General features: G+C 41.4%; 11 protein-coding genes and 1 pseudogene. 6 read left to right on the forward strand and 6 right to left on the reverse strand.

What is annotated here, in order from left to right; all coding sequences use genetic code 11:
* Window positions 1–198 precede the first annotated feature (198 nt).
* Window positions 199–297: pseudogene (locus MTN96_RS37370) on the reverse strand (sugar O-acetyltransferase); the annotation flags it as partial.
* 135 nt (window positions 298–432) lie between these two features.
* On the opposite strand from MTN96_RS37370, the gene MTN96_RS36220 reads away from it, so the two are divergent.
* Window positions 433–1,089, forward strand: a complete 657-nt coding sequence (locus tag MTN96_RS36220; RefSeq protein ID WP_248534748.1) for an NAD(P)H-dependent oxidoreductase — start codon at window positions 433–435, stop codon at window positions 1,087–1,089.
* A gap of 49 nt (window positions 1,090–1,138) precedes the next feature.
* Here the strand turns inward: MTN96_RS36220 and MTN96_RS36225 are convergent, their stop codons facing one another.
* The 3 genes from MTN96_RS36225 to uvrD are packed head-to-tail and all read right to left on the reverse strand — an operon-like array spanning window position 1,139 to window position 6,249.
* Window positions 1,139–1,987: a chemotaxis protein gene (locus MTN96_RS36225; RefSeq protein WP_248534751.1), complete on the reverse strand. Its 849-nt coding sequence runs from the start codon at window positions 1,985–1,987 to the stop codon at window positions 1,139–1,141.
* A gap of 58 nt (window positions 1,988–2,045) precedes the next feature.
* Window positions 2,046–4,106: a GNAT family N-acetyltransferase gene (locus MTN96_RS36230; RefSeq protein ID WP_248534753.1), complete on the reverse strand. Its 2,061-nt coding sequence runs from the start codon at window positions 4,104–4,106 to the stop codon at window positions 2,046–2,048.
* Window positions 4,084–6,249, reverse strand: a complete 2,166-nt coding sequence (gene uvrD / locus MTN96_RS36235) for a DNA helicase II (RefSeq protein ID WP_024031969.1) — start codon at window positions 6,247–6,249, stop codon at window positions 4,084–4,086. Before uvrD ends, MTN96_RS36230 begins: the two co-directional genes overlap by 23 nt.
* A 311-nt stretch (window positions 6,250–6,560) precedes the next feature.
* On the opposite strand from uvrD, the gene MTN96_RS36240 reads away from it, so the two are divergent.
* Together MTN96_RS36240 and MTN96_RS36245 are read left to right on the forward strand one after the other, a co-directional pair.
* Entirely contained in the window at window positions 6,561–6,785 is a 225-nt protein-coding gene (locus MTN96_RS36240) for a hypothetical protein (RefSeq protein ID WP_004588664.1), read from the forward strand.
* A gap of 114 nt (window positions 6,786–6,899) precedes the next feature.
* Window positions 6,900–7,268, forward strand: a complete 369-nt coding sequence (locus MTN96_RS36245) for a YacL family protein (protein ID WP_004588665.1) — start codon at window positions 6,900–6,902, stop codon at window positions 7,266–7,268.
* Between the two features lie 130 nt (window positions 7,269–7,398).
* On the opposite strand, the gene MTN96_RS36250 is transcribed toward MTN96_RS36245, so the two are convergent.
* Window positions 7,399–8,043 carry a peroxiredoxin-like family protein gene (locus MTN96_RS36250; RefSeq protein ID WP_248534755.1) on the reverse strand — a complete coding sequence of 215 codons (645 nt, stop codon included), beginning with the start codon at window positions 8,041–8,043 and terminating at the stop codon, window positions 7,399–7,401.
* 105 nt (window positions 8,044–8,148) lie between these two features.
* Between MTN96_RS36250 and MTN96_RS36255 the strand changes: the two genes are divergently transcribed.
* Window positions 8,149–8,772: a dUTP diphosphatase gene (locus MTN96_RS36255; protein ID WP_004588667.1), complete on the forward strand. Its 624-nt coding sequence runs from the start codon at window positions 8,149–8,151 to the stop codon at window positions 8,770–8,772.
* A gap of 8 nt (window positions 8,773–8,780) precedes the next feature.
* Here the strand turns inward: MTN96_RS36255 and yrfG are convergent, their stop codons facing one another.
* Window positions 8,781–9,428 (reverse strand): GMP/IMP nucleotidase, encoded by a 648-nt coding sequence (gene yrfG / locus MTN96_RS36260; protein WP_004588668.1) that lies wholly within the window; start codon window positions 9,426–9,428, stop codon window positions 8,781–8,783.
* Window positions 9,429–9,490: 62 nt separating this feature from the next.
* On the opposite strand from yrfG, the gene nudE reads away from it, so the two are divergent.
* Together nudE and cysQ are read left to right on the forward strand one after the other, a co-directional pair.
* Window positions 9,491–10,063 carry an ADP compounds hydrolase NudE gene (gene nudE, locus MTN96_RS36265; protein WP_029772216.1) on the forward strand — a complete coding sequence of 191 codons (573 nt, stop codon included), beginning with the start codon at window positions 9,491–9,493 and terminating at the stop codon, window positions 10,061–10,063.
* Window positions 10,056–10,847, forward strand: coding sequence for a 3'(2'),5'-bisphosphate nucleotidase CysQ (gene cysQ / locus MTN96_RS36270; protein WP_004588670.1), 792 nt, complete (start codon window positions 10,056–10,058; stop codon window positions 10,845–10,847). The genes nudE and cysQ overlap by 8 nt, the downstream gene beginning before the upstream one ends.
* Window positions 10,848–11,057: the final 210 nt, after the last annotated feature.

Genomic DNA, 11,057 nt, shown 5'->3' on the forward strand with positions numbered 1-11,057 from the left:
CCGCTGTGGGCACTACGACATTGCCAGGCTTCAAATACAAGAAAGCCCGACTCGAAAGAGCCGGGCTTTTTTACGTCTGCAGAAAAGTGAAAATACATTGCAGATATTATTCGCACAGTCTCCACCACCTCCGTAGCGTGGGTTGAGTATCACGAAACCCGCGGATAACGCTCGCCGCACATCTTTGTATGGTAAATATAGTGTTCTTATCTCACGAGTTGGATTACCAGCAACAACAGTATCCGCCTCTATATGTTTCGTAACGACAGATCCCGCACCAATAACACTGTTATCCCAAAGGGTATGGGCTTGAACTATTATCAAATTTTTTTAGAAAGTCTTTTAAGTATTTTGCTAATTATCAATTGATAGCAAACCCTATAAACTTGCCCCATCTTGTATTTACATACCTTACTAAAGGGGGAGAAGAGCATGTCTCATCAAATTATTAAAGACTTACATAACCGTTACACGGCTAAAAAATACGATACGAGCAAACGTATTTCATCGGCGGATCTTGACGTAATTAAAGAAGCTATTCGCTTGTCTGCTTCTTCAATCAACTCTCAACCTTGGAAGTTTGTATTGGTAGAAAGTGATGCAGCTAAGCAGCGTTTGCACGATACATTTGCTAACAAGCACCAGTTTAATCAATTACACGCTAAAGAAGCATCGCATACTCTTTTATTAGCTTACGATCCTAAGTTTACTAAAGAGAAGTTTGTTAAACGCGTGGATGTTGAAGTGAGCTCTGGTCACTTACCAGCGCAAATGCGTGAAAGCTTTATGGGTGCCTACGCTTTTGCTGAAATGAATACGGATGAAAATGGCTACAATGGTAGCTGGACTAAAGCACAAGTTTACCTAGCGCTGGGTAACATTATGCATACACTGGCGCGTTTAAATATTGCATCTACGCCTATGGAAGGTGTTGACCCAGAGTTAATCGGTGAGAAGTTTAGCGAAGAGCTTGATGGCCATATTTGTGAAGTGGCACTTGCAATGGGTTACCCAGTTGAAGAAGAAGATTGGAACTTTGGCAAACCTAAAGCGCGTTTACCTGTTGAAGATATTATAGCTACTGTATAACGTGTTGCTATAAGCTAATTAGCCGAGAGCCTTCTCGGCTTTTTTATTTTTAGAATAAACCATACGCTTGTGTTTCTTCGTCTTCCTGTTGTGCTAAATGATCAGGTCTAAATATTGCGCTAGGGTCTATTAAAACACTGTGTTTTTCGGCTAACTTTATTAGCCCTCGCATCATGCCTTTGGTTTGCGGGTCTATATCAAAGCCTACTTCGGTTAATTTATCGAGTGGCTTAATGTCTTCTTTTTTATAATCTATATTGTCCTCTACTTTATCTACTAGTAATCCGATATGCGGGTTGAGCCCATCTTTAGTAGTAAAAACAATAATAGGTTTATAATCGAGTGTTATTTGCTCTTTTGCCGCATCAAACAGTCGTTGTAATTGCATAAAGCTGTTGCGCTTTATACTCGCTAAATATTTACTGGCTTGTTTATAGTCTTGCTCGTTATGAGCACTAACTGCGCGATCTGTAGCTGTTACTAGCGCTTGAAAAGGCTCATCAAGTTTTTCTATGATAGATTTTAGGCCACTGTTGTCAGTTTTAAACTCTTTATAAAATACGGCGATGTTGTGCAGCTGAGTTTTATCGTTTGTTATTACGTGGCTCTGTTGCGCGATGCTTTTTTCAAATTGGCTAAACCAATCATTAAGCGAGGCTTGCCAGGTTCTTAGCTCATTAAGTGCTTTTTTATTACTTTGCTCTGTAGAGCTGCCATTTAAAATAACACCTAGGTCGAACACCGGCGTGGGTGTTTCCATGTAGTCTTTTACTCCAATAAAGCTCTTATTGTTATTTGGCAATGTAGTGAGGTTATTATCAAACCGCTCGGTGAGTAAAATATCGAGAATTTTAAGTGAAATGGTTTTACAGCCCACTTGAAAGTTTATGAATTCCATACCTTTATCTTTAATTGCCTTGTAATGCTTTAAGGATAGAACAAAATAGATAAATAGCTTAAAGGTTGTGTAGTTTTTTAATTAGTGACTTAACTGCGAGTTTAAATTGTTGCTCTAAGGCTTTTTTTCCACTTAAGCAATGTTGCTTGATTAGCTGCTCATTACTGTGGTTTTGTAATACCATTTGTATCAGCAAGTGGCGATCTTCACTTTTAGTTGCCATTAGGTAGGATGGAGAGTGGTTAAATAAATACCATAGTTTTGGCGCGGTATTAAAGCGATTTATTGTACTAATTGCAGTGTTTATAGGTGGGCTGGGCATGCTAGATTCATCGATAAATTTACTTATTAGCTCACTGACTAACTCACTGTCGAGTTGGCTAAAGTGCGTTAATAAACTATAAAACAAATCACTTTTAAATTGCTGAGCTAAGGTATGTAAGCCCTGCGTGGATGTGTCTAATGCTTTAATAACGAGGGCTGAGTGCTCACCCGTGCTTTTATCTCGCTGATAACCTAGCTTTACAGCACTAAAGCCCTGAGATTGCCAAAAATGTAAAAGCCCTGCTGTAGCCCCAAAACTTGCACCTATATAACTACAGGTGGGGGTTAGCTGATGCTGGCAATGCGCTAGCAATGCTTTACCTACGCCTTGTTGGTGCAGGTTAGGTGCAACAGCTATACGAATAACGCGTGCGCTTTGTTTTGTTAAATAGCTTGGCTGTGCGCTTAATTGCGCGAGCGATTGTGCCATTAAATGCCCTTGTGGACGGCGCTCACCACTGATTACTTGCTCAGCTAGCTCTGCATCCATACCGCCTTCAACTGCTATTAAACACACACCCACAACATGCATGTCGCATCTACTAATAAACAGCCTTTGCGCTGGGGCATCAAGTAATTGGCGTAAATCGTTAACACTGCTCTGGTAATGGGCAAGTGCAAGCAACGCAACTATTTGTTGCAGTAAAGGCTCATTGTCAACGAGTTGCTGTTGAGTGACCTCAATATGCTCAATGTTATTTAAAGCGGGTGGGTATTCGTTATATTGTGCATCTAAAGCAAAGAGTGTGCGTACATGTTGCTCAAGAGGGTCGCCCTTGGCAAAGCGTAAAGGCTCTTCTAAGTTTACAATTTTTGCCGCTTTGTAATTTGCTTTAATATGTTGCGTAAAGCGAATGGTATAGCCCCGGCCATTACCCTCGTAGCCTACTAAGGTGCTCGCAAAGACTATGCGCGGGTAGTGCTTTAACATGGCTAATAGTAGGGGTACAGGGATTGCGGCGGCTTCATCAACCAGTAATAAATCACATGGCGGCAACTGATTAAGTAGTGCATCGGGCGCCATGTACTGTAAATTAGCTAAATGTTTTTGCTGAGCCTTGTATTCCACCTGTAAGCTTTTAGCTAAATGCTTAAAACAGCTATGGGTGGCTCTAAATTGTGTTGCGCATACAATGACTTTTTTATCATGTAATGCTGCGGCTGCAAGACCTAGCGCGGCTGATTTTCCTCGCCCTCTGTCGGCATTAATAATTAAAGGCCTGTTCGCACGTCCTGTGGCCACCTTAGTTATTTGCTCAACGCATTGCTGCTGCGCCTGATACTCAATTTTATTTGTTACATTACTTTTGAGCGGCGGCTGTTTAAAGACAGTGTGTTCATCAAAGTGTATGGCAGGTAGCGTTTGTAAAAGGCGAGAAAAACGTAAATTAAAATAGCTTTGTTGATTACTACACCCATAAGATTGCACGCTTTGCAGCGCAGGGTCTTGCCATGAGGCTAAATGTTGTAAATCAGGCAGTAATAAAAATAAAAGCCCGCCGGCTTTTACGGTGCCGGCTAATGCAGCGAGTTTATCGGGGTAAATGCCACTAAAGCCATCATAAACGGCATGAGGAAACTCTTGCCCAAGTAGTTGATGAGTATGCTCAGGCCAACTTGCATTGGCAAGGCTGTTTGAAAGTAGCTTTACATCATCCGAACGGGTTAACGCGCTTAATAGCTCATAGCACCAAGTAGGCTGGCCTGTAATCAGCACTAACTGGCGATGCTTTGCGCCAGTTAATTGCTGCGTTAATTGCTCAACACTGCGCTTATACAGCTTGAAGTCGTGCATATGCGGTTACTAACCATTTGCTGCCAAGGTCGTCAAAGTTTACTTGCACACGCGATTGCGCGCCGCTGCCTTCGTAATTAAGCACAGTGCCAATACCAAATTTAGCGTGCAGTACACGTTGGCCTAAGTTAAAACCACTTTCTTCAAATACAGCATGGCTTACTGATGCGCTAAAACGCCCTGCAGCAGGCGGTCGTGATACCTGTGTTTTAATACGAATTTCTTCTACGCAATCTTCGGGTATTTCACGTAAAAATCGCGATGGGCTATGGTACTTTTCTTGGCCGTATAAACGACGGCTTTCGGCATGGCTTATGTAAAGTTTGTCCATGGCACGGGTCATGCCCACGTAACAAAGGCGGCGTTCTTCTTCTAAGCGCCCTGACTCTTCATTACTTTGCTGCGATGGGAACATGCCTTCTTCAACGCCCACCATAAACACAAGCGGAAACTCTAAGCCCTTAGCAGAGTGAAGAGTCATCATTTGCACAGCGTCTTCGTGTTCATCGGCTTGGCCTTCACCAGATTCAAGCGATGTATAAGCTAAAAAGCCTTGTAGTGGTGAGCTAAACTCTTCTTCTTCGGGGAGTTCATACTGATCGCAGGCACTGATAAGCTCTTCTAAGTTTTCTACGCGAGCTCGGCCTTTTTCGCCTTTTTCAGCTTGATACATAGCCATAAGGCCAGAGGTTTGAATAGCGTATTTGGCTTGCTCTTGCAGTGTAAGGTCGCTAATTTTATCTTCTATGTGCTCTACCAACTCTACAAATTTTGTAACAGCGCTTGCCGCACGACCCGATAAATGTTGTTGTTCAACAATTGCTTTAGCGGCGTACCAAAGAGGCAGAGACTCAGCACGCGCACAGTCGCGTATATGGCTAAGTGTTTTATCGCCAATACCGCGCGCAGGGGTGTTAATTACACGCTCAAATGCGGCGTCGTCTTGGCGGTTTCCTACTAATCGTAAGTACGATAGCGCATCTTTAATTTCTTGACGTTCGAAGAATCGCATACCACCGTAAATACGGTACTTTAAGCCTTCTTGAAGCATGGCTTCTTCGAGTACACGAGATTGTGCGTTACTACGGTATAAAATAGCGGCGTCTTGCAGCGCATTACCAGCATTTAACCAGCTGCGTAGCTTGCTGCTTACAAAGCGGGCTTCGTCTAGCTCGTTAAAGGCGGCATAAATTGATATAGGCTCGCCTTCGTTACCATCGGTCCAAAGGCTTTTACCCATGCGCTCTGAATTATTTTTAATTAGCGCATTAGATGCTTTTAGAATGGTCGCGGTTGAGCGGTAGTTTTGCTCAAGGCGAATAGTTTCGGCGTCAAAATCAGTTAGAAAGCGTTTAATGTTTTCTATTTTAGCGCCACGCCAACCGTAAATACTCTGGTCATCGTCGCCTACAATCATAATGCTTTGTGTATCACCAGCAAGTAGCTTTAGCCATGCGTATTGAATGGTATTGGTATCTTGGAACTCGTCTACCAGCATGTGGGCAAAGCGCTGCTGGTAATGGCGAAGTAGCGTAGGATTATTTTTAAGTACTTCGTAGCTACGTAGCAGTATTTCTGCAAAATCGACTAAACCTGCACGGTCACACGCCTCTTGATAGGCGGCATATACACGTAGCATCATTTGCTCGTTTATATCGTAGGCTTGAATATCTTTAGGGCGCAGGGCTTCATCTTTTTTAGCGCTGATGTACCAGCCAAATTGTTTGGCGGGCCACTTTTTATCATCAATATTCATTGATTTTAATAAGCGCTTGATCATTCTAAGTTGATCGTCAGAGTCTAAAATTTGAAAGGCTTCTGGCAGGTTTGCTTCACGGTGATGAGCGCGCAAAATACGGTGTGATAAACCATGGAATGTACCAATCCACATGCCACCGACAGGGGCTTTTAGGGTTTCTTCAACACGGGTGCGCATTTCTTTAGCGGCTTTATTAGTAAAGGTAACCGCAAAAATACTATAGGCTGATGCTTGCTCAACCTGCATTAACCACGCGATACGATGAACTAAAACACGTGTTTTACCCGAACCAGCACCTGCTAATACCAGCATGTTTTGTAGTGGGGCTGCAACGGCATCGCGTTGTTTGTCATTTAAGCCATCGAGTAATTCAGAAACGTCCATCGTTACGCCTTTTCAATCAATAATGAGGGCAGTATAACAGGTGTTTTTGTTAGGCTAAATAAAATACTGTTTTTATGAACAGCTATTCTAAAAATACTTGTAAAACTAATCCCTTAGTCGCTTTTTTGTACTCTTAAGTAACGATAATTAATAATAAAAATAATCAAATTGACCTATATTTAGTAAAAAATACTAAAGCAGTTATTTAGTAGTAATTTAACTATTTGATTTTTAAGCTTTAATAAATTGGCATAAAGTGTGATAGTAAGTAAATAACTAAAACTTAAAATTAATTAACTACAGAGGTGAGTATGGCTGATCAAGGTTCTGGCGGTAATGTTATTGCAGCGTTGTGTAATATATTTTTTCCTGGTTTAGGGCAATTGGTACAAGGGCGAATTTTAGCCGCTATCTTTTTTGCGCTAGCTATTATAATTAGTTACGCACTTATTTATGTATTAGTAGGCTTTGTACTCGTGCCTATTATTTATTTATGGTCGATTATAGATGCTGCACGTTTTAGATCGCGAAGTTAGCTTTTATGTCGCCTATTTAAATAGCGCCCATTGGCGCTATTTTGCGTTTTAGGGTCGGTGTTTAAGGCTATTTATGGGTATAATTAGTGCATTAGCGTTTTAAAAGTAAAAATTATGGAATATCAATTTATACGTGACCCTATTAGTGGGCTGCGCATTAAAATAAGCAGCGAGCATGCCCTAATTGGCCGCTGGTTAAACGAAGAAATTGGCAAAGAAAAAGTCGCGATGGTACAAGCACTTATTAGCTCGGTAAAAACAAGTTACGAGCCAATAACGTTAAAAGGCCAAGAGATAGACTTAATACTCTCTAAAGACGAAGCCTTATTTGAAGCCCATGCTCTACACCAAGACAGCGAAGATTTAGTCGCCTATCAAGATGATGACTTAATGCTTGAAGAAAATGGCCTAGTGAGTGGTTGTGGCTTTGAAGATTTTATAGATTTAATAGAGTCGTGGGCTGAGTTTACTGGCTCGCGTTAAATGTTTAAAAGGCCAACCTAGTTGGCCTTTTTTGTAATATCAATTGTGTTAAGTTATTAGGCATTTATAGCGCTCTATTTAGCACCCTAGAATGGTTAAATATTTAAGTCGATTGGTATATATCTACAAATTATTGATTTTCTATTGATTTAACGCCAGCTAATAATAGCTCCTCTGTTAAACGTACTTTGTAATTAGGGTTTGCGTACTGAAAATACACAACGCCACTTTTATCAATTACAAATACAGCCGGTACAGGTAAAGCGACGTTTACCTTGCCTTGGGCATCAACAAAGTTAACACCGCGCTTATTGCGATAGATAGCGGCTGTTTTATCATCTAAAAAATAAGCTAAACCTAAGGCTTTTGCTAGGGTTAGGCTATCATCTGAAAGCAGTAAATAATTTGGCGAGCTTATTTTACTTTGGGCTAGTTTTTCCGGGCTATCTGGCGATACTGCAATAATTTGCGCGTTTAAATTAGCGAGTTGCTGCTCAATTTCTTGTATATTAGCCAGTTGCTTTGAGCAATAAGGACACCAACCTCCGCGGTAAATAATAAGCACCGTTGTTTTTTCAGCAAAGCGCTTTTGTAACTCTACATTATTACCATGTTGATCTTTGAGCGTTATATTAGGCACGCTTAAGCCCGGTAATAATGGTGATACTTGCTCGGGGGCTGCAGCAATTCCTTCTGTACTTGCTTGCGCATTCGTTACTAAAAAAGCAGCCATTACAATAGTCGCCAAGGTGTGCAGTAACACTTTACTCATCATTATTTCCTGCCCTGTTTTTATGTGCTGTTTATAATAGATCAAAAATGCACTTTTTATTATTTGCCTGTATCATAAGCGTAATTTAAAAGCTCAAGTGGAAACGATATGTCAGCCAACTTAAATAAGCTAGTAGTAATGCTAGAAATGCAAAATGCCATGAACACTAAAGTTCATGATCAATGGTTTAGCCAAGGCTTTGAGTGGTACAGAGCCATTTGGGTAGAGTGTGCAGAAATGCTAGATCATTACGGTTGGAAGTGGTGGAAAAAACAAACCCCAGACACCGAGCAAGTCATTCTAGAATTGGTTGATATATTTCATTTTGGTTTGTCGTTAAGAATTGACGGAACAACCTCTTACGAAGAGTTAGCTAAGCAGCTAGAACAAGAACTTAGCGCACCACAGGCCGCAGATGACTTTAAACAAACTCTTGAAATATTAGCAGCTTCAGCAGTTGCAAATAAAACCTTTAACGCGGCCGCGTTTGCAGGGTGTATGGCGCAAATAGGGATGGATATTGACGATTTATACCGCGGTTACGTAGGTAAAAACACGTTAAACTTTTTCCGCCAAGATCATGGCTACAAAGATGGCAGCTACATCAAAGTATGGAATGGCCAAGAAGATAACGAGCATTTAGTCGAAGTCGTTAAAAGCCTTGATACCGAACATGCCGACTTTGCAAAGTTAGTATATCAAGGCCTAGTGGCGCGTTACCCGCAACAATAATCTAGCTGCTAGATTATGTTTCTGTAGTCGGTTACGTTTAAGTAATCGGCTATTACATTATGTGGTTGCTGGCTATCTGGGTTGGCCACCGCAAGTAAATGTTCAATGCCGTATTCTCGGGCAGCATTTAAAACTGGCACACTATCATCAACAAACAAAGTGCGCTGCTTATTAAACCCTAAGTCTTTTTGTACTTGATGCCATAAACTTTGCTGCTCTTTACTCACTCCGTATTGATGAGTAGACACCACGCCATCTAAATAATTATCTATCGCGGTATGTTCAAATTTAAGCATGACGTTTTCAGGGTGGGCGTTAGTTAAAAGAATTAGCTCTTTACCTGCTTTTTTTAGCTCAGTTAAAAAGTGGGGCACATCTTCGCGTACTTTTATTAAGTGCTGGGTTTGGCGTTTTAATTCCATTATCGGTAAATTGAGTTGCTCTTGCCAATAATCTAAGCAATACCACTGTATTTGACCACTTACCGCCTGATAGCGTTTGTGCATATCGGCTTTTGCTTCATCAAGGGTAATATTGCGAGTGAGCGCAAGTTGCTCTGGTACAACGTTAAGCCAAAAGTGACTATCGAAATGTAAATCGAGTAATGTTCCGTCCATATCGAGTAAAACGGTATCGATTTTTGACCAATTTAGCATGGGCTTTTCCTTGTGAAAAGTTTATGATTAAGCACAACTGCCATGATAGCAAAATAACGCCAATGACACAGAAAAAGCACCCAACTCCGCCTCAAATTATTAGTAACAATGTAGTTGCTAAAAGCCGTTTATTTACTGTTGAATCGTTAGAGCTTAAGTTTTCTAATGACGAAGAGCGCCAGTATGAGCGCATACGTGGCGGTGGCCGCGGGGCTGTAATGATTGTACCAATAACTGCAGATAACGAAATGCTACTGGTACGTGAATATTGCGCGGGCACAAACGACTACCAATTAGGCTTTCCTAAAGGCTTGATAGACCCTGGCGAAACACCACAGCAAGCTGCAAACAGAGAGCTTAAAGAAGAAGTGGGTTTTGGTGCTGAATTCTTTGAGCCGCTAAAAGTAGTATCAATGGCGCCAAGTTACTTTAACGCGACCATGCATATTTTATTTGCTAAGCAACTATATCCGCAAACGTTAGAAGGTGATGAGCCCGAACCTTTAGTGGTTGTTAAGTGGCCATTAACAGATTGGCAGTCATTATTAGAGCAAGACGATTTTACCGAAGCTCGCAGTGTTGCCGCTTTGCTATTATTAAATAAGTATTTAGCGTCTGGAGCTGCAAATGAATAAATTACTAGAGCCGTGTATTGAACTTGCACAAAGTGCAGGTGATGCCATTATGGCTATTTATAAAAAAGACGATATTGGCCAGCAAGAAAAATCAGACTCTACGCCTGTTACAAAAGCAGACTTAGCGTCTAACGATGTGCTTGTTGCTGGTTTAAAAGCGCTTGCGCCCGACATCCCTATCATGTCGGAAGAAACGCCTATTCCGGCACTTGCCCAAAGAAAGAACTGGCAACGCTATTGGTTATTAGATCCGATGGATGGCACTGGCGAGTTTATTTTAGAAAGTGGTGACTTTGCCGTTAATATTGCACTTATTGAAAATAACCACCCCGTTTTAGGTGTGATTCATTGGCCGGCAAAAGGGATCACTTACTTTGCTACTGCTAATCAGGGTGCATTTAAACGAGAAAATGGTAGCGACACAAAAATGTCGGTAGCAACACCCGATAACCTAACGTTGGCAGTAAGCCGTAGACAAAAAATTGAAGCGGTCAGTCAGTATTTAAATACGCAGTTTGCCACTATTGCAGTAGGCTCGTGCTCGCTAAAAGCATGTATAGTTGCCGAGGGTAAAGCCGACTGCTTTTTACGAATTGGCCCTACAGGCGAGTGGGATACCGGCGCGTCACAAGTTATTGTAGAAGAAGCGGGCGGGTGTATAACCGATGCAGAATTTAATCCGCTTACTTATAACCAGCGTGAGAGTACTGAAAATCCTGACTTTATTGTAATGGGACACCCAGATTGGGAGTTTCAAAAAATGATAAGCCCACATCAGAGATAGCTATTTATAGTGCTTGTTGGTTGCTTTTTGTTCGGTTGAACACAATTAACTAGTTAAAGCCTTGCAATATAAGTTTATTCCTATATTATAGCGCTCTCTTCGAAACAGGCTCGTTATTAACACGAAACTATTTCAAAGAAATTACAGGCGCGGGATGGAGCAGCCTGGTAGCTCGTCGGGCTCATAACCCGAAGGTCGTCGGTTCAAATC

The organism is Pseudoalteromonas sp. 2CM28B (assembly GCF_023161935.1).